The organism is Wolbachia endosymbiont (group A) of Yponomeuta plumbellus (genome assembly GCF_947251575.1).
GTDB classification, from domain to species: domain Bacteria; phylum Pseudomonadota; class Alphaproteobacteria; order Rickettsiales; family Anaplasmataceae; genus Wolbachia; species Wolbachia pipientis.
Genome location: NZ_OX366353.1, coordinates 847,365 through 867,104 on the forward strand (window position 1 = coordinate 847,365; position 19,740 = coordinate 867,104).

At 34.7% G+C, this 19,740-nt stretch carries 14 protein-coding genes and 4 pseudogenes; 8 read left to right on the forward strand and 10 right to left on the reverse strand.

Annotated elements, in window-relative coordinates:
* Window positions 1-53 precede the first annotated feature (53 nt).
* Window positions 54-1,525 (reverse strand): annotated as a pseudogene (locus OPR39_RS04230) (YifB family Mg chelatase-like AAA ATPase).
* A complete protein-coding gene (locus OPR39_RS04240) occupies window positions 1,446-3,077 on the reverse strand; it encodes a recombinase family protein (protein ID WP_265039177.1) in 1,632 nt (543 codons plus the stop codon). Before OPR39_RS04240 ends, OPR39_RS04230 begins: the two are co-directional and overlap by 80 nt.
* A gap of 318 nt (window positions 3,078-3,395) precedes the next feature.
* On the opposite strand from OPR39_RS04240, the gene OPR39_RS04245 reads away from it, so the two are divergent.
* Together OPR39_RS04245 and OPR39_RS04250 are read left to right on the forward strand one after the other, a co-directional pair.
* Window positions 3,396-4,592: a hypothetical protein gene (locus OPR39_RS04245; protein WP_265039178.1), complete on the forward strand. Its 1,197-nt coding sequence runs from the start codon at window positions 3,396-3,398 to the stop codon at window positions 4,590-4,592.
* Complete coding sequence (locus tag OPR39_RS04250; protein ID WP_265039179.1) at window positions 4,558-5,667, forward strand: hypothetical protein; 1,110 nt, start codon at window positions 4,558-4,560, stop codon at window positions 5,665-5,667. The genes OPR39_RS04245 and OPR39_RS04250 overlap by 35 nt, the downstream gene beginning before the upstream one ends.
* Window positions 5,668-5,679: 12 nt before the next feature.
* On the opposite strand, the gene OPR39_RS04255 is transcribed toward OPR39_RS04250, so the two are convergent.
* The 7 genes from OPR39_RS04255 to OPR39_RS04285 form a co-directional block, all read right to left on the reverse strand.
* Window positions 5,680-7,701, reverse strand: a complete 2,022-nt coding sequence (locus OPR39_RS04255; protein ID WP_265039181.1) for an AAA family ATPase — start codon at window positions 7,699-7,701, stop codon at window positions 5,680-5,682.
* A 22-nt stretch (window positions 7,702-7,723) separates the two neighbouring features.
* Entirely contained in the window at window positions 7,724-8,956 is a 1,233-nt protein-coding gene (locus OPR39_RS04260) for an AAA family ATPase (protein WP_265039183.1), read from the reverse strand.
* Entirely contained in the window at window positions 8,953-9,441 is a 489-nt protein-coding gene (locus tag OPR39_RS04265) for a hypothetical protein (RefSeq protein ID WP_015587751.1), read from the reverse strand. The genes OPR39_RS04260 and OPR39_RS04265 overlap by 4 nt, the downstream gene beginning before the upstream one ends.
* Window positions 9,442-9,464: 23 nt before the next feature.
* Window positions 9,465-10,262 (reverse strand): ATP-binding protein, encoded by a 798-nt coding sequence (locus tag OPR39_RS04270; RefSeq protein ID WP_265039185.1) that lies wholly within the window; start codon window positions 10,260-10,262, stop codon window positions 9,465-9,467.
* Between the two features lie 51 nt (window positions 10,263-10,313).
* Complete coding sequence (locus tag OPR39_RS04275; RefSeq protein ID WP_182365598.1) at window positions 10,314-10,805, reverse strand: RNA polymerase sigma factor; 492 nt, start codon at window positions 10,803-10,805, stop codon at window positions 10,314-10,316.
* Between the two features lie 614 nt (window positions 10,806-11,419).
* Entirely contained in the window at window positions 11,420-12,220 is an 801-nt protein-coding gene (locus OPR39_RS04280; RefSeq protein WP_265039187.1) for a hypothetical protein, read from the reverse strand.
* On the reverse strand, window positions 12,198-12,599 hold the full coding sequence (locus OPR39_RS04285; RefSeq protein ID WP_265039189.1) for a hypothetical protein: 402 nt from the start codon (window positions 12,597-12,599) through the stop codon (window positions 12,198-12,200). Before OPR39_RS04285 ends, OPR39_RS04280 begins: the two co-directional genes overlap by 23 nt.
* A gap of 201 nt (window positions 12,600-12,800) precedes the next feature.
* On the opposite strand from OPR39_RS04285, the gene OPR39_RS07265 reads away from it, so the two are divergent.
* The gene (locus OPR39_RS07265) at window positions 12,801-13,034 is read left to right on the forward strand and encodes a hypothetical protein (protein WP_406833339.1); all 234 of its coding nucleotides are present in this window, start codon (window positions 12,801-12,803) and stop codon (window positions 13,032-13,034) included.
* A gap of 279 nt (window positions 13,035-13,313) precedes the next feature.
* Here the strand turns inward: OPR39_RS07265 and OPR39_RS04295 are convergent, their stop codons facing one another.
* Window positions 13,314-14,378 (reverse strand): IS110 family RNA-guided transposase, encoded by a 1,065-nt coding sequence (locus OPR39_RS04295; protein WP_458694311.1) that lies wholly within the window; start codon window positions 14,376-14,378, stop codon window positions 13,314-13,316.
* A gap of 219 nt (window positions 14,379-14,597) precedes the next feature.
* On the opposite strand from OPR39_RS04295, the pseudogene OPR39_RS04300 reads away from it, so the two are divergent.
* From OPR39_RS04300 to OPR39_RS04320, 5 genes and pseudogenes are all read left to right on the forward strand, one after another.
* Window positions 14,598-14,820: pseudogene (locus OPR39_RS04300) on the forward strand (IS5/IS1182 family transposase); the annotation flags it as partial.
* A 568-nt stretch (window positions 14,821-15,388) separates the two neighbouring features.
* Complete coding sequence (locus OPR39_RS04305) at window positions 15,389-15,859, forward strand: RuvC family protein (RefSeq protein ID WP_265039193.1); 471 nt, start codon at window positions 15,389-15,391, stop codon at window positions 15,857-15,859.
* Between the two features lie 133 nt (window positions 15,860-15,992).
* A pseudogene (locus OPR39_RS04310) lies at window positions 15,993-16,470 on the forward strand (hypothetical protein).
* A gap of 3 nt (window positions 16,471-16,473) precedes the next feature.
* A pseudogene (locus OPR39_RS04315) lies at window positions 16,474-17,920 on the forward strand (ankyrin repeat domain-containing protein).
* Entirely contained in the window at window positions 17,917-19,740 is a 1,824-nt protein-coding gene (locus OPR39_RS04320) for a phage terminase large subunit family protein (RefSeq protein WP_265039195.1), read from the forward strand. Before OPR39_RS04315 ends, OPR39_RS04320 begins: the two are co-directional and overlap by 4 nt.

Genomic DNA, 19,740 nt, shown 5'->3' on the forward strand with positions numbered 1-19,740 from the left:
TTCATTAAGGAAGCATATAGTAAAAAAAATTGCCTGTCAAGTAAACTAATTTTTTAATATACCTTTATTCTGTGATTGAGCGCTTCAGCAATGTGTGCTCTTTTTACTTCTTCACTTTTTGCAAGATCTGCAATAGTTCTTGCAACTTTTAATACGCGTGTGTAGCCTCGATTGGAAATGTAATTTTCTTTCAGTACGTATTTTAGCAATTCTAACCCTGCCTGATCTGGTTCAGTAAATTTATTAAATGCTTCACCGCTTACTTCTGAATTGCAACGAATATTTAATTCACTATAGCGCTCAGTTTGAACTTTTCTTGCTGCTATCACTCTTTCTCTTATGATTTTAGTACTTTCTCCCTCCACAGAGATTTCAGGAGAGAGTATGCTAACGTTTGGCATTTCAATGCATATGTCTATTCTATCAAGCAATGGGCCTGATATTTTGTTTTTGTAATCTGTGCCACACTTTGGAGCTTTGTTGCACGATCTGCTTGCATCACCTAAATAACCGCACCTGCAAGGGTTCATTGCAGCAATCAGTTGAAAATTTGCAGGGTAGGTTATGTGAGCATTTGCCCTTGCAACGGTAACTTTTCTATCTTCAAGTGGTTGGCGCAGAGAATCAAGCACAAGTCTTGGAAATTCTGGCAACTCATCAAGGAATAACACGCCATTGTGAGCCATGGTAATTTCTCCAGGTTTTGCATTCTTTCCTCCCCCTATCATCGCTGGCATAGAGCATGAATGATGAGGTTCACGAAAGGGACGAGTTACTTTGAATATTTCATTACCAGTTTTTGTTATGCTGGAAATAATATTAACATCAATTATCTCCTGTTCGGTTAAATCAGGCAGCAATCCTATAAAGCGCTTAGCAAGCATTGATTTTCCAGTACCAGGAGGGCCAACAAGAAGCATATTATGCCCACCTGCTGCTGCAATTTCAGCTGCTCTTTTTGCAACAACTTGGCCTTTGATATCCTTCATATCGGGAACCAATCTTTTTTCTTTGGGTGCATCACTATAATTAAAAATTACTGGCTGAATTAATTGCTCACCCTTAAAGTGTCTGATAATATCAGTTAATTTCTCTATAGCCAGAATTGAAACATTCTTCACCCATACAGCTTCTACACCATTCCCTCTCGGGCAAATTACTCCTTTATTGTCCTTTTTGCATTAATTGCTGTTGGCAGCACACCTGAAACTGGAATAACTCTGCTATCAAGAGCCAGTTCACCCATGATTATATAAGACTGAACTTTTTCAACTGGTATCACATTCATTACAACAAGTAGTCCAATAGCAATAGCCAAGTCATAATGACTGCCTTCTTTCAGCAAATCCGCAGGGGAGAGATTAACTGTAATTCTTTTTGGAGGTAGTAGTAGATTGATTGAATTTAACGCTGCTCTGATGCGCTCTCTGGATTCTGCAACAGTTTTATCCGGCAAGCCAACAATATTGACTGCTAGTACAACATTGCATAATTCTATTATGGCTATTTTGATCAAAATTTGCAAGACTTTTTATGCGAAATACTATATACAAGTGATTGTGATTGATTTCAATTTGATGAATTAACATTCTAATAATATTTTGCTTAGTCTGCCAATCCACTTGATCAAGCTTTGATTCAACACTTGAGGAAAAGTTTTTCAAGCTATCTGTAACAAGGCTCAATTCTTGTTGTAGTTTTTTTTGATCAAGCGTTCTTTCTTTCTCTTCTTCAATTTCTTTCAAATGCTGTTTCATTGTTGTGATTCTTGGTTCAAATTCTTCTTGGCTTATAAACCCTTTAGCATAGCTATCAATAAATTTTTTGATACTTAATCTTAACTTACTTTCTTGCTTTTCACGTGTTTGATTATGTAAAGGTTTTTTGTTCTCTGATAATCTACGTTGATATTCATTTGCAATCCTATCTGGCTCTTTCAAGATACTCTTGACTTCTTCCCATATAACTCCATCTAATATATCAGTGCGTATTGATTTATTATCGCAGATTTTATTGCCATTGAATTTGCTAGAGTTTGTACCAGAGCAACGATAGTAATAATATGTCGACTTTTTATGAACGTGGTTTGTACCACAATAAGTATATTGACAACGTTGACATACCATTAAACCTTGCAATAAATATGTTTCTCTTCTTTGTCGTACTCTTGCTCTTTGCCTATTTTCAGTTAGTTGTGCCTGCACTGAATCAAATAAATGCTCATTGATTATTTTTGGTACTGGAATATAAGTCCAATTCTCTTTATCACTATTAAAGCGACCACTTTTAAGTTTACCACAAGTTCCTTTTTTTGATTTTTTTACTTGTGGTTTTGAGCATGTCCTAGTTTTACCATAAGCTGCTTGTCCTATATAAGCAGGATTTTTTAACATGTTCCAAATAGTGCTCCTTTTCCAATACCTTTTTCCTGTTCGTGTTATTACCGGTATCTTATTCAGTTCATGTACAACTTCTCCTATACTTGCTCTTTCTTGGCCAACCCGACTAAATATTTTACGCACTATATTTGCCTCTTCTTCATCAACCTCAAATTGAGCACTTCCTTCACCTACATGTTTTGCTATGTAGCGATAACCGTAAGGCGCCCTACCCATCACACTTATACACCCAGCTTTGGCCGCATGAAGTTTACCTCTACGGTTTCGTTCCATAATCTTTGCACGTTCATACTCTGCTATTGCTCCCTGAATCTGTAGAAATAAATGGGAATCCGGATTATCATCAAACTTATGATTCAAAAATACTATTTCAGATCCAGCCTTTTTAAACTCTTCGAGTAAGATCATTTGATATGAAAATTTACGTGATAGCCGATCAGGTGAATGAATATATATCTTATCAATCTTACCTTCTGCTACTCTATCACGTAAATTTTCTAAGCCAGGACGTTCTAAATTTGATCCACTATAACCATTATCGACAAACTTATGCTCATCTAATAACTCATGTCCATCGCTACTAATGCGACGCTCCAATTCTACAATCTGACTCTCTATCGTATTCTCCTGTGCTTGTTGTCTTGATGAAACTCTTGCATATAAGCTTACTGTTGTCATTTTCTTTCACCTCCTTTATTTTACATTTCAATAATTGTTCATAAGCATCTGCTAGATATGTATCTGCCAATCGATTAGGCTTATAACCCCAATAAATAGCCAACTCTCCTTTTTGCATGTTTTTCTTCCTGTGAATTTTTTTATAGGTTAGGAGACTTCTATTAAACTAAACCAATGCACACCTTATGTCTCGTTTAAGAAAGCTATCTAGTTCACACAAATTCTCCCTAATAAATATACAAGATTTGAAGAAATTATGTCCAAAAAATCTTTGCCTAAATCATCATATTATGTATAACATGGCTTATTTAATATGTTATGGAGATTTATCCAAGTCATAAATTCTGGGAGAGCGACTTAGAAGTTCCTGTTAACCTTTTATTAGATCGTTTTCAGGATTCTAATATACGTCAGTCTTGGTTAGATTCCCTTTCTGGTAAACAACTGAGCATTATTTTTCAGCATTGCTTTAAAAATCATTTAAATGGACAACTTTTTCAAGACGGAGACTACGATGATAGATCCACTCAACAAAAACGTAAGATACTTGCCAGTTACTCTGACTCTCTTTTTAACTATTATCTCATTAGCTACTTTGATCGTACGAAACTTGAAGCTACAGTCAGTGAAGTAGCAAGATTTGCCCTCACTCAAGAGTTAATGAGATCGTACCTGATAAAAAATAATACTAAGTATGATAAAAGATCCTTGTTATTTTTACTGTTTCACATAAATTGTGAATTTCTAAAATCTGTCTATCATTTTGATAAAGTACAAAAGAAAGGTTTCATATCATTTGCTCTACAGAAATCACCAAGACAAATAAACACTTCATTTAAAGAGTTTATGTCACAAGAAGCTGTAGAGCAGATACTTAAGGATGATGACCAGTTGCAGGGTTTTTTCCATCATCAAGATCGAATATATATGTTTGTACGTCGAGGAAGTGACATGGATTTACTGCTTAATTCAAACAAAGTTGTTCATGGTCATAAACCTGAGTGGATGATTTTAGATTTCTCTCTTGATGGCACTCAGGTTAATCTCTGTGCTAAAAATACTAATAAAGCTGTGGAAATAGCAAATAGCATTGTAAGTGGGTATTTTGACTGCGAATGTACTTTTGTAAATATACAAGATAAGAACTTTCCACTACAAGTGCACAAATTTCTTCAAGCATGTATAGATGGTTCTGACTCTGACATTTGTATATTTGAGTTAAATTTTAAGTCAGATTATTTTAAAAATAGTAATACATATCTTACTTTAAGTGTAAAACCGTATGATCCTATTGCACCAGAGTTACATATTTTAAAGCCAGCTATTGGCAACATACTACAATCTATTCAATCAGCTAAAGTAATGTTCCAAAACAAAAAGGTAACATTTTCTTTCAAAATAAGTGGGGAAGTTTATTATTCAGAGCATCCACTCAATAAAAAAGAAAGAGAGGACCTGAAGAAACATATGGAACAATCTTATGGTCTTAAAATTCTTTCACGAGCAAATTGCTGATCTTTTAAGTTCAAATGGTTCCTGGATTAATCCAAGCCAAAATCATATTAAAGCAGCAAGATACTTATTCGATCTTGGATTGATAAAAATGCAAGAAAGGTATTATATTGTTTGCTCTCGTGAAGAAGATCATCTTGATTGGCCAAATGTAATTGATTCAAGTTGTAGCAATGAGATTTTTATCGATTCAGACTTTGATGAAGCATGTGATGACGCTATTTGTGAAAACTGTTCTCGTCATATTCTGCCTAATACTTATCAAAAACAGAGATTTCATCTCTTATCCATATACTTAAATACAGAAAAGGTCATAGACTGGTTTGAAACAAAGTTGAATGATTCAAGACTTATGTGGGAAAAAGTGGAAAAAGGAGTTTATTATATTTGTAATCAAGGTCGTATTGTAAATCTAATAATCCTTGATTTTTGTACTGATGCGATATTTTTAACTATAGATAAACTTAGAGTCCATCCGACAGTTCTCATCACTCTAAAAAAAGATATACCAAATCTATTGCTGAATCTATATGTAGTGCCAATGGTGAAACTGTTTTGTCAGCTTAAGACTGTAACTGAGATATTCCAAGAGGCAGATAAAAGAGGAGTACCAGAGGTGGTAGAAAATACTTCTTTGCAAGTTTTACCAGCTTCATATATTTCGCTTAAACGTGTTGAACCAATTATACCAACAAAACTTTTGGAGTTACAAGTAGTTAAAGGTATGGTATATGTTAATAGTATTGAAGTTATAAATAAAAAAGCTGCATCATGCCTTAATATTTTTCGAATATTGTTCAAGCAATTTTTACATGACTGTGAGAAAGAATTACCACCTGAAAAACATACACTTCTCAATATTAATCAGTTAGAAAAACTCTTGGGACTTAGTTTAGAAGCAGATTTAGAACATCAAATCAGAAAACCATTAAACAAGATGCAAAAAACGATCAAAGCTACATTGGCTGAGAAATTAGGATTAAGTATTGAACGTGATGATGTAATACAAACCCTTGGTTGGCAAAGATCATCACATGGTTATCGTATTAACCCTTTTACTTTGACTATAAAAAAATAGAGTTTTTTGTTATCAAAAATAGTTTTTTTCAGCTCCATGAATAAATTTTCCCACTCCACGTGCAAATGGTCCTGTTTTAATATCGAGCCATTTATCCTCTTTTGAACCATTAGCCATTCCTTTAACTATTTGCTTTGCCTGTAAAAGCTCTTGCACTATACGCTCTAATCTATCTCTTCCCATACTATGAAAAACTTCAGGCAGTCTATGTCGTTGTTTATGTATTCCTGCACTTCCTGTGTGAGTAAATGGATGTCCTGAAATAGCAGCTCGCGCAATTGAATCAATAAGATATATTTTAAGATCTTTATCGCTAATATTTTGAGCTTTTAATTGTTCAGTGATGTCTTCCAATAGCCCTGTTTCTTCATTTCTTAGGTAAGTGCGTATGGTACGATCAGCCAGGCCATTTGCTTTAACAACAGCTCCATAAAATAGTGCATTTTGTCTTGGGATTTTTCTAATTGACCTAAAAATCATTGGTTTAGTCATATCTTCAACAGGCCAAAAAGCAAAAGAACACCTGACTCCATTTACGAGAGCAGAAGTGCCTCGAATAGCATCTCGTGCTTGCTCTACTGTTGATATAGGCTTTTCTCCCTTCAGCTTTCTCATATGATGTGCAGTAATTATTGAAGCTCCAGTGCTACATGCTAAATCAGATAATAAACACATGAGATAATCCCCTACTGCTGGATCAGCATTTAAATCTGCATGAATGAAAGAAGCAAGGGGATCAAATATAATGAGCTTTAAATCCTTTATCCTGCTCAGCTGCTTCATTACCGACTCAAATTCTGGAGAGATTTCTACAACTTTACCGCGAACGTTCTTAAGTATGGTAAGAGATCCTCCGATGTTTGGTAATGGTACAATAAATAGCCTACCTTTATATTTCAATCTCTCGCATTTTGGATCAAGTCGTTCTAAGCGACGATGTATTTCATTTGTATCATCCTCCGCAGAAAATACCACCACAGATCCATGTTCAGTAACAAGTGGACCAAATCCGCATACCTGATCTATGCTACCTGCAACCTTGAGGGCTAGGTCAAGAAGTAGCATACCTTTGCCTGTATCTCCCATTGCAGCCAAAATGGAGGTTACACCCAAAGGAAATAATCCTTCAACCAAGAATCTTTGCTTTGGTACTGGGCCTACAAAACGCTCTACGCTCCAGCTAAAAATATCAAGTGGTGGTTTAATAATTATTTTTCTTGAGTTTTTTTCGATAAATTCTTCAATATTTATTCCCTCTAACACACAATCAGCAGCATCCCAACTCTTTGGTTTATTCGGTGGAATCTTAAGCGTAGCAAGTGATGCAACACCAAGTTCTAAAAGTCTCTTTTCAGCGTTTTTGGTATATTTATTACCTGCTTCATCGTTGTCTGGCCAAATAATAATATGCTTGCCCTTAAGCGGAGTCCAATCTGTTTTATCAATAGGCGCATTTGCTCCAAACATTGCTGTTGTTGCAGTTATTCCTTTCTCTATAAGTGCTTCTGCGCATTTTTCTCCTTCAACCAGAATAACTTTATCGGACTTTAAAATACCTGGAATGTTGTAGAGTGGTCTTATCTCCGGCTCTTTGAATCTTTGTTTTTTAACATCAAATGGTTTAAACTGTTTTTTCTCTAGAGGAGGATCATAACGGTAGACTATTACGATTACTTGATTGTTCTCGTCGTAGTAGTTCCAGCTACAAGTCAGGTATTGTTCTAGATCTCTAATATTAATTTTTTCTTTGATGCCAAGCCATTCACTTATTGAAAGCATTACTTCAGGAAATTCTATTTTGGCATTCTTCCCATGTACCGTTGCCCAAAGGTCGATAATGTCACCGCCTTCTCCTGTTGCAAAATCTTTCCATAATCCAGCTCTTTCGCCTGTTAATTCTATTACAGTACTTTTGCCTTTGTTACCCTGTACATCACCTACATAAAACTTATCACCACGAAATGTCCCTCTTGGTAATAGATGAAAAAGACAAGATCTGATATTTTGCAAAAGCTGAGTCTTTAGCTCTACCATAGTATCCGTTTTTGCGGACAAGTTAAGCCGTAGCTATAATTTTAGAATTCTGCCAACGCCCATTTACCCTGCTAATGAATTTTGCTGGTATTGATTTACCGTTTCTTAGCTCATATACTACCTGCAAGACATTTGCGCGTTTACTTGGTTGAAACATTACCATACCAGACGTGTAAAAACTTCTTAAAGCATTAGCACCAATTAAAGCTTGAAAAGGACTTTTTGCTAGTGTAGCTGTGGATACTTTTCTGGTATGACGTGTAATAATGATTCCAGCCGTAGGATTAATTACAGAACGTAGTTTTTCTATTCTGCTTTGCAGGCCAGAAAATATATTTTCATAGTCAAGGGAATCCAAAACGATAAGGTCTATCATTTTGATATCAAACTTTTCTTTTATAATATCTTTTATTTTCTCTATACCTTCATCATTTAAAGTTAATCTCATCTTTGTAGTAACAATCAAGTTTTCTTCTGCTAGATTTGGCAGCCTTTGATTAGTTATGATTTGTTGTATGCGTTCCCTGATATAATTGTACTCCATCTCATTTTGTAGATAGATTATTTTTAGTGGTCTTGCTGACTTCATCTTAAGAAATGACACTCCTGCTGCAAGATGTGCAAGCAAAGAGAGAAGAAAATAACTTTTGCCAACCTTTGGCGTACCACCAATGACTAAAAGACCACCTGGAGTGAGAATTCGTGGAGCTATTATATCTTCTGGTATTGGTGATTGATCACTTAAGTACTGCTTTACAGAAAATATTTTTTCTTCTCTTTTCCGCCCTTTTTTTTCTCCACTCTTTGATTTTTTATTGAGCCACTTTCTAGCAGAATATATATCACCCTTAATTAAAATCCAAAGATCAATAATATCACCACCAGTTCCTTCAGTAAAATTACGCCAATCACCAGCTTCCTTACCTACTATTTTAACTGTAATTGTATTTCCATTTAAGTCTCCAATATAAGTTTTTTCTCGGTAAAACTCACCATTTGGAAGTAGGTAAGAAACACACTCCTTGATATTATCAATCAATAACATCTTTAACTCTTTTTGCTTTTTAGACATAAAATTCCCATACATATTTTTCATACGTGTAAAGTTGAGATTAGCTAGCTCACAAACAGTTTCAAAAGATTTTGAATTCAGCCAATTAATTGCTTCTTCTCTTAGCTTTGGGTTTTTTCCTACTGCGTCCTGAATACCTCTAGTAACGACAGCAGACCAAAGCTTTTCCTCGTCGTACTTCAAAATGGTACTCTGTCAATTTCATAATTTTTGCGGTATTCTGGAGTAACTACCGAGGCAATTTTGTTCTTCTCTCCATATTCATCAGTTATAACACCTACCTTTACTGTAAACTCTAAGCCATTTAATTCTGCAACTGAATTTAACTTACGAGCAAGGATTGCATTTTCTGAGTTATCATGTGGATGAATGTCACGTGCCGATTCCAAGATACTGCGAAGCATAGAACGACCCATTTCTCCCCAAGTATCTTCTGCTTTACTACTTTTAATACCAATTATTTGATAAATTTTGTGCTTTGCGTATGGGCCTTCAATAACGGTAAATTCTGTATTTAAATAAATGCTACCGGTAGTGGGGCTTTTAGTAAACCAATGCTCATAACCTCCAGGCTTGATTGTCATTTTTACTTTTACTATTGTCCCTTTAGGTATCAATCTACTTTGCGGTTTTACAGTGTTAAAATCAGTTAATAGGTTTTGTAACATATATCACTCTCCATGTTTAAATTTTAAAACTTGCTTTTAATCTTTGTAAGCAGCTTACCTAAGTGTGGTTCTTCAACCATACTCAGGCGTCCACTACGGTCCTTAGCTGGGTATCCCCAAGGGTTTAAAGTGTGGCAAACAAAAGAGCGCTTCTCCGTTCCATCATTTTTCTTGATTCCAATCATACTGATTACTTCGTCAACTATCCCAGGAATTTCACTAGCAGTTTTAGCCCCTTCGCATTGAGGTAGCCAAATTGGACGATTGAAATCATCGAGATATTGACCTAAAGTGCCAACTATGATGATGTCTTTGTCTCTGATGTGTTGAAATTGATTGAGCCAAGCCATCATTTCCTGAGCAAGTAATCCATATGCAGCTCTCATGTCCTGTTTTCCCGATCTCTCAGAAAAAGCCTCAGGTTGCATTTTTGCCCATAATAGACATAAACGTGAAGCAACGGTTATACTATCTACAAAGATGCATCGGTATTTAGAAAACTCAGAGAAAAGATCTTTGTACTTACCAGATACATGTTCATGGTGTCTTTGGCTATATGCTTGATCAGACTTCAGCGCAGGATTAGGCCCCCCTATAAGACAAGCAGTATCTCTAGCTTCATTCCAAGTGCGAAGACTAATTGAATCTCCTTGCCAATCTTGAACAGCAAGAAGCCCTGCTTCAAAATCAAGGCAAAGTGTTGGTTCATCTACGGTCTTTAGGAGACTTGTTTTACCAATACCATAAGGACCAAAGATGACCATTTTTACAGTTGATATTGTTTGCAATCTTTCATTATTATTCAAAATTTTAAGAACCATTATTTATCCATGCTACGATGTGTATATATACAAGAAAGGCAAAAATTTTGTTCAATTTTTCTTTTTGCCTGCGTAGTAAATAGGAAAAAGTTTGGCACGTATCTTCTTGATAATATTGTTTAAAGTGGTTCTTGAAACGTTGTTCATTTTGGCAACTTCATGTAAGTTGAAAAACTTAAGTTGCTCACATATATTTTGCCATTCCTTTGGTAAAACCGAGATCATATAGTCTACATCAATGCGTTTTGTTATTTCACCCTCAAATAGCTCTGTTACATCAATACTAATGTAATTGTTGATATCACGTTTCGCACATCGCTGTTTCTTTAGCAAGTTAATAGCTTTATTTTCAGTTAATCTTGCTACAAAGGTATTAAAGCTACTTTTGTCTTCATCATACTGATCAAGATATGGCCAAATTTCACAGAAGAGTTCTTGCTCAAGATCTTCGTGAGCTTCATTAATAAAGCACTTAGCAAGTTTCAGTCTATAAGCTTGATATTTTACATTTTTAATAACTATATGGTAGTTTTGTAATTTCATAACTTTCCTTAAAAACAAATTGATGCTTTTAAGGATGAGAGTTATTAATGCTGTTATGTAGGACAGGAGCAAAAATAAATAATACTGATGCGATTTTTAATCTATTGATATTCTGTTATTTTTTTTTGAGAATAATACTGATACAATTTAAAATAATACAGTTCAAGGTTTTAAGTTCCAAAGTGTAGTAGAGTGGGGTTAACCCAAAAGTATTAGTTACATATGAATTTTATAAAGAGTTGAATTGCTGAGAGTTTTTAAATGTTTTACATGAAGCTGTAAAGAGATTAGACCTGCTGCAAAACAAAAATGGAGCATTTTTCAAGGGTTAAAAAATGACCAGGTTTCGCTCCTGTAATATACTTTAAAATCAGATTTTTTTGAAAATAGACTACCGTAGAAACAGCAACTTTCCTTTTGCAGCAGGTCTATTCTTTAAACTGCTAATATAGTTCCACCATAGCATCTTTAATAAATGGAAGTTTTCTCGATTTTACAACAGTTTTTGGGTTAGTATATTGCTTCTATTGTTTTAACATATCTATGTAACTATAAGCCTCCTTCGTTAGTGATATCTAAGTAGTGAAACTTTCTGTCTATTCTCTTAATTATAACTACATCTTTTTCTGCATTATATTAGATATAGGTAGAGCAGAACTAATATCGCTGCTTGGCTCTCTGAAGAGTATTTTATAGTTCTCTGGAAACTCTTGCGAAAGATCTGGATATAGATTACCTAAAGGTGCAAATTGTTTCTCTTTTTCAGAAAGGTCCTCCTCTTTTTGTTCTAGTTTCTTTTTATCTTCAGTATTACTTAACTTATCTACATGTTGTATTTCTCCTACGAAATTTTCCATCTCCTTCACAAAACTTTGTTCATAATGCCTATTTGCTAAGTGAACCACACCTGCTATTGTAAGTGATATAGCAGCAACTGAGAGCATAATCGCTATTGTATATAAGTAGTATGTCTTAGCCAAAGATTCTTCATGATACCTACCACCTGCAATTGTACCAATCAAAAATCCGACAAAAGGAGCAGACGCAAAAAACACCATAGAAGCTCCTGCTGCTAATAGTTTTGCACCTCTTAACATCTTGATCTTTTCTGCTTTATTATTAAGGCTTTGATATGTTTTTTTAACATCAGCTTCATCATCCTTTACATAAGCTTTGAGTTTTTCCTCTATCACTTTTGTAAGTTCACCATTTAATATGGAATAATATTTCTGTGGATAAGTTCTGGGTGTCGCTTTTTTACCACTAAGAAGATTTTTTATGTCCTCTTTACATAACTCAATTTTCTCAATTCTAGATGCAGTTTCGGTAATTTTTGTACTCTTTTTAGCAAGCTCTTCACTCTGTTTTACATTCACTTCTTTACCAGATAACTCAGCTATCTCTTTGCGCGCCATCTTCTGCTCTTCCTGCAGCTTTTTTTATCTCCTCATTCATTGAATCTTGCAATTTTTGATTTATCTTATTCAAATCCTTTTTTGCTTCTTTTAGTAAATTTTTATGAGTAAAGTATTTTAATAAAATTGGTGAAATTGAAGGGTCTTTCCTATGAGCAACAGCGAAGGCTTCCAAGGTAATCAAATTAGGTATTATTTCTTTTGGCAAAATTACTTCTTTGATGGGATAATCACAATTCTCTGAAACTATATCTGCTAGGTAAGCTTTATAATTTTTTTCGCTACCATCAACTAATCTATAAATTTTTTTTCTACTAAATATCTCAGATAATGCTTTCACATCTGAGTCTCTAACTTGTTTTATAATATCACCTAACATATAAACCCCCTAATCGCTTAATATATACAGTTTAGCACTATTCCAAGTGATATGTCAAATTAGTATTATTGTTAACTATAATATTTAATTAATAAATTTTCATTTTTAAGTAGCTTTAGAATCTGTTCACAATCTTCTGAGAGCCTGTACATGATCTCAAAAAAGGAATAGACTAAGAGGATAAGGTATATAAAGTAGAATATGAGAACCAAGCGGCATAAGTCGAGAAAAGTTTGCGGTAATTTTATCAAACCTAGAGTCTTGCAGAAAGAAGACAAAACCAAGAAAACTTATGATGTATTTTGTGGAGTGTCTAAAAAGCTGTTGCCAGTGGAGCACAAGAGTTTCCAAAATGGAGAAGTTATTACGACTACTTTAAAAAATGAAGCGAAAAACCAAGCGAAGATAAAGAAAGTATTTTGGAGAGTGTTTTAAAAAAAATTAGTTAGAAAGGTCCGTATCAACAATGGTAGGAAAGAGAAAACCAGTTTCTGTATAATTGATGCTCAAAGTGTTAAAAACGCAGATACTGCTGAAAGAAAGGGCTATGATGCAGGTAAAAAAATTTCAGGTATAAAGTCATATTGCAGTTGATACACAAGGTCTTCCACACGCAATTCATATAACAACGGCAGAAGCAGCTAGTGCTGTAAAAATGGTTAAAAATGCTAAAGCAAAACTCTCTGAAGTCAAAAATATACTCGCTGATGCTGGCTATACAGCAGTTGTGTTAAAAGTCAATAGAAAAATTGATGTAGCTGTGAATAAATACTTAAAGTTTGTGTGGACGTATTTATTCACAGCTACGCTAGTACTAGATAAAAACAGAATTAGGATATATTCCTCAGTGAACACTCTACCATCTCTTACTAAAGAGTTAGCAAGAATAAGTAATTTTCTCATGGCAGCAGTAGAAACAACTTTATATGGTTTTTTGTATTGATCATATAGCCTATCAAAGAAGATTTTTATATAAGAATTGTACCTTTGTGCACTCAGAATACACATATACAAAACTGTTCTAACTTGCGATCTACCTCCTTGAATACACCTTTTTCCTTTACTAAAACCGCTGTCTCGATTAAATGGCGCAACTCCAGAAAGGCTAGATATTTCTTTATGTTTAAGAGTTCCTAATTCTGGCATGTAACAGATCATGGTAATAGCCAAGGTTTTACCGGCACCTGGTATACTAGTTATTGATATGTATTTTTCTTTAAGCTCTTGACTTTGATCAACTAATGCCATCATTTCATCTTCCAAGATTTGAATTTGATTTTGTAAAATTACAAGCAAATCTTCTATTTGTTTAATGATGGATACATCAGTTATCTGATGAGCTTGAGTTTTTTGTATCTTTGCCATTTCCACTAGTTGATTTCTGCGAGATAATTTTTGCTTCAAACAATCAATGTTACTAACTTTTAAAGGAGTAACACGCATGTCTGCATTATTAATATAACGTGAAATAATGCTGGAGTCTATTTTATCAGTTTTAGTAGTAATGCCAAGGCCTTTTGCATAATCTCTAATCCACCTAGGTTGAATGACATATACTTCGAAACCATAGTTTAGTAAGGTATAAGCACATAATTTTTCGTACCCGCCGGTTGCTTCAAATCCAACTTTGGTTACATTATGCAAACGTAGAAAGTCGAATATTTGATCAATAGCTTGAACGTTATTTTCAAATACTTTATGATGCTCAAGTGGATGAGCGTGGATATCTAATTTATTTTTGCTAACATCAACGCCAGCAATGATACTTGATGAGTTCATAATCTCTCCATAAGAATAATTATAATACTGCATTTTCCACCCTTATATACGAGCCTAAAAGCTCAGTCAGTTGTTCGGAACTTTCAGTATAATAAACAGAGAAGAGAACCTAGCTGAAAAACGGTCCTTATGACCAAGGAGAAAAACGGTTCCTCTTCTCTATATATCTTTCATATTACTACTTTGTAATACTTATAAAGACTTAATTTCAACATATAAGGAGAAAATTTTGCAACACAAATAAAAACAACTATTGGTGCAACTGTTGAGGTAATAAAACGGAGCGAATTACATACCTTTGCTATATTGCCAAAAAGATGGGTTGTTTTGCTTGGTTGGAAAAAAATGCAGACGGTTGTGGAAAAATTGCGAGCGTAAACTCAACACTAGCTTACAAATGGTTGTTCTTGCTTTCACTTCTTTGCTCCTCAAAAGATTATGAACATGTTCTAACAATTTTTTGCTCATCACAATTGTCAGCATCTTTTTAAAAAGATCACCTGAACAGAAAAGAGTAAGGATCAAAAAACATGGACTTCACTGTTAAAAGAATAGCTTAAATTTTTAAGAGGAAAATAGTTAAAAAATATACTCTCTATGGCCTTGAGTTCCGTTCCTAATTACTGGCTTCCTAAATCAGGAATTAGGAATCAGGAATCTAGAATTAGCCTGTATGGAGGGTTTTCACCATGCGTTCCTAAAACCGTTCCTAGGAACGGCATATCTAAAGTCCGCCAATATGGAGGATTCTAGCTTCCTGAAACCCTTATATATAATATATATATAATACATATATAAAAATATACACATATATAAAAACATATAAAATATAAGATTAGAATAATAAAAAAAACTCTAAAAGTAGAAAAATCATGTTTAGGATAAGTAAGGTTTTTAAATAAACATCTTCAAGAAAGAGTTAATTATAAAAAATTTTTCAAAAATTGAAGATTTTTTGGACGAAAATTTTCCAAATCTTGTATATATATGTACTCAGCAATTGAAAGGAAATGCTCACCCTAGATCTTGGCAAACAAACTGGTTGGACTATTTTACATGATGGAATAGTGCAAAGTGGAAGTAAGAGTTTTCATGTTAGCAGATTTAGTGGTGGTGGAGTGCAGTTTTTAAATTTTCGTAATTGGCTTAATGCACTTAAGTATAAATTTCCAGGTATTGAAGTTGTATACTTTGAAGAAGTGAGAAGACACTTGGGAACTGATGCTGCACATATCTATGGAGGGTTTTTAGCACACCTTTCTGCTTGGTGCGAGGAAAGTAATATTCCCTATCAAGGTGTTTCAGTTAAGACTATTAAACGTTTTATAACTGGCAAGGGAAATGCAAGTAAAGCTGATGTAATTGAAGCAGTGCAGGAAAAGGGTTTTTGTCCAACAGATGATAATGAAGCAGATTCTTTAGCATTAATGTTCTATGTTATGAATTTTAGTAAAGATTTTAGTGTATTAAAAACACTATAGAAAGTGGGTCCTTTCGGCCATACTGGCGGGTTTGGTGGTCCTGACCTCGGGCCTTCTTTAGCGTTAGATATATTTCAAATGTTAACTACTTACGAAATTATAGCTGAGCAGTGCTAAAAAAGGAGAAAAAAAGGTGAGAATTACGCAAGCAGAATGGGCAAGGGAAAAAGGGTTTTCAAAGCAATATGTCTGTTATTTAGTAAAAAAAAGGAATAGTTGAGTTGGAGGATGGTTTGATCAATAGAGAACAAGCAAATGAAGCAGTAGCGGCAATAAGAGATCCAAGTCAGCCACTGAGGAGGAAAAATCCAGAAAACGAAAATACAAGTAACCTTTCCACGATGTTGCTAAAAACTCGAATAAAAAATGAAATGGAACGAGGTAAACTACTTGAGGCGAAAGCTAAGGCTGAGATAGGAGAACTTGTAGCAGTAGAGGAAGTAAAGCGCGATGCATTTAATGTAGCAAGAGTTGTACGTAATAATTTGCTTAATATTCCAAATAGAGTTTCAGCACTGCTTGCATCACTGAGTGACACTGAAAAGATTCATAAGACGCTCACTGAAGAGATTACAAACTCATTACAAGAATTATCTAATATTAAGTTTTAAATAATGTCTGCTAACTTAAGTTTAGAATTAATAAAGTGTCTCATTAATCAGCAAGGAGTGGATGTAAATGTTAGAGGATTAAATGGAAAGACACCGCTGCATTATGCAGTAGAAATTAACGAGTTTGGTATGGTTGCACTCTTACTGAACAGGAAAAATATTAATCCACTGATCACTGATGATGATGGTAAAAGTGCGCTCTCTTGTGCAAGAGAAGAGATATTACAAGCACTAATCAATCACAAATATGGATTGGAGAAAGATAGCTTACTTCATTTAGCTGCGATGTTGAATGAAGCAAATGCTGTAAGGTTTTTACTCAACAAAGGAGTTAATGTTAATGAGCAGAATGCTTTACTACATACACCATTACACTTAGCGGCAGGAGCTGGACATGAAGAAATAGTAGAAATTTTAATTAGAGAAGGAAATGCGGATAAAGATGTTCTTGACGTGAGAAATCATGCAGCAATGCATTATGCAGTAAACAACAAGAAGCTAGAAGTAGTAAAATTACTTTCAAATCTTGGTGCGAATGTCAATATAGCTGGTAGCGGCAGAAATGCAATGAAATTATCTCCTTTGCACGTAGCTATAAGTAGCAGTAATTACGACGAAAGAGACTTATGTTTAGATATTGTAAGATGCTTAATAAATGTTCCTAATGCTGGAGTTAATTTACAAGACTATGAAAATAAAACACCACTACATTACGCTGAAAGACTTAAAACAGTAGAAGTATTACTAACCCGAGAGGATATAGATCCTTTAATTAAGGATGATAATGGCAAGACACCATTTTGTTATGCAAAAGAAGCAAATAGATTAGATATAGTAAAGATTTTAGCAAGATTTAGCTGCCAGAAAAGGATATGAAGACCTAATAGACGGTATTCTTGGTGAAGGAGTTGAAATAGATGCTGTAGATGAGAGTGGAAAAACGGGAATTTATGTTGCTGCAAAGCATGGTCACTTTAACGTAGTAAAGTTGTTGCTAAAGAGAGGAGCAGATGCCACGGATGTTTTTCAGTATGCAATAATAACGAACAATGCAAAATTAATAGAACTACTGAGTAAAGAGAAAGAAATAGTGTTATTTGGAAGACAGAAGAACTTTCCAACATTTCATTTATTGAGCAATAAATATTTTGAAGAAAGGAAAATAGCAGACAAAAAAATAAAGAAATATACCAATATCATCTGTGTCACTATAACAATATGCGCAATAGCGATAGTAGGAATTTACCCTAACATTATAGCTGCGGTAATGGTGGGAATAGTTGCGCTCATAGCTGCAATAATAATGAGTAATTTAATTCAGAAGTATATAGAAGAAGCACTTGAAAAGAAAATGTTTATTGAACTCGAAAGTGAGAAAACAAGTGAGTGCAGTTCTATTTTAAGTGATGTTGAAGTATCATCTAATGATGGTGAAGAGCTAGCAATATGATATACGCTACATCTTTTTCTGAAGGTTTAAAACCAGATCCAGAGCTTAAAGTATCAGAGTGGGCGAATGAGTATCGAGTTTTAGCGCCAACTGCAGCATCAGAGCCAGGTAAATGGAGAACAGAAAGAACTCCTTATTTAAAAGAAATCATGGATTCACTATCTCCTTCTTCACAGGCTGAAAAAGTAGTATTCATGAAAGGAGCGCAGATTGGAGGAACAGAAGCTGGTAACAATTGGATTGGCTATATTATCGATCAAACACCAGGACCAATGCTAGTAGTACAGCCAACAGTTGAAATGGGAAAGCGTTGGTCAAAAGGAAGATTTGCACCGTTAATAGAGAGTACGCCATGTTTAAAGAGTAAAGTAAAAGACCCAAGATCAAGAGATTCAGGGAATACTGTACAAAGTAAGGAATTTCCAGGTGGAATAGTTGTGATTACTGGAGCAAACAGCAGTGTAGGTCTCAGGTCTATGCCAGTAAAGTATCTCTTTCTTGATGAGATTGATGCTTATCCAGGAGATTCAGGAGGAGAAGGAGATCCAGTACTGCTTAGTATTGCTCGAACTAATACCTTTGCAAGGCGAAAGATTTTTTTAGTGTCAACACCAACGATTCATGGAATAAGCAGAATTGAGAAAGAATTTGAAGTAACAGATAAGAGATATTTTTTTGTACCATGTCCGCATTGTAATTATTACCAAATATTAAAATGGTCACAAATAAAATGGGAAGATAAAAATCCAAATACAGCACACTATATATGTATAGAATGTGGTAAAAAGATAGAAAATCATCAAAAGACAGGAATTCTTGAGCGTGGAGAATGGAGAGCTACAAATCCAATAAAAGGTGAGAAAAAAGGATTTCATCTTTCAAGTCTTTATAGCCCAGTTGGCTGGTATAGTTGGACTCAAGCAGTAGAGGATTTTCTCCATGCGAAAGAAAGTGAACAATTACTGAAAGTTTGGATAAATACTACGCTTGGAGAAACCTGGGTAGATAAAGGAGAAGTACCGGACTGGAAGCAATTATTTAACAGGAGAGAATTTTTTCAGATTGGCACAGTACCAAAAGGCGAAGTAGTTCTCACAGCAGGAGTAGATGTTCAAAAAGATCGCTTGGAAGCAGAAGTTGTAGCCTGGGGAAAAGGCAGAGAAAATTGGTCAATAGACTACCGAGTATTTGAAGGAGATACAGGAAGTGGAGAAGTATGGGGAAAGCTTTCGGAGCTCCTCAATCATCATTTTATCGGTGAAAATGGGCTTGAGTATATGATAAGCATGATGGCAGTAGATGCAGGATATGCGACACAAGAAGTATACAATTGGGTGAGAAGTCATCAAGGCTCTGGAAGAGTAATGGCAGTAAAAGGTGTAAATAAAGCACTAGTGCCACTTAGCAGCCCAAGTAGAGTAGATATAACAGTTGGTGGTCAAAAGCTAAAGAGAGGAATAAAGCTATGGCCAGTAGGAGTATCGATATTAAAGTCAGAGCTTTTTCAATTACTTAATGTTTTAAAAGAAGGTGAAGAAGCTCCAGCAGGATATTGTCATTTTCCCGAATATGCACCTGAATATTTTAAGCAGCTAACAGCAGAGCAATTAGTCAGCAAAGTGGTAAAAGGATACACCAAACAAGAGTGGCAGAAGGTAAGAGAAAGAAATGAAGTATTAGACTGTAGGATTTATGCAAGAGCAGCATCGATAGCACTGGGAATAGATAGATGGCCAGAGAGTAAATGGAATAGTTTAAGTGAAAAACCAGAAAGTAAAAAATCAAAGAAAATAGTGAAAAGCAAATGGATCAGCGAGTAG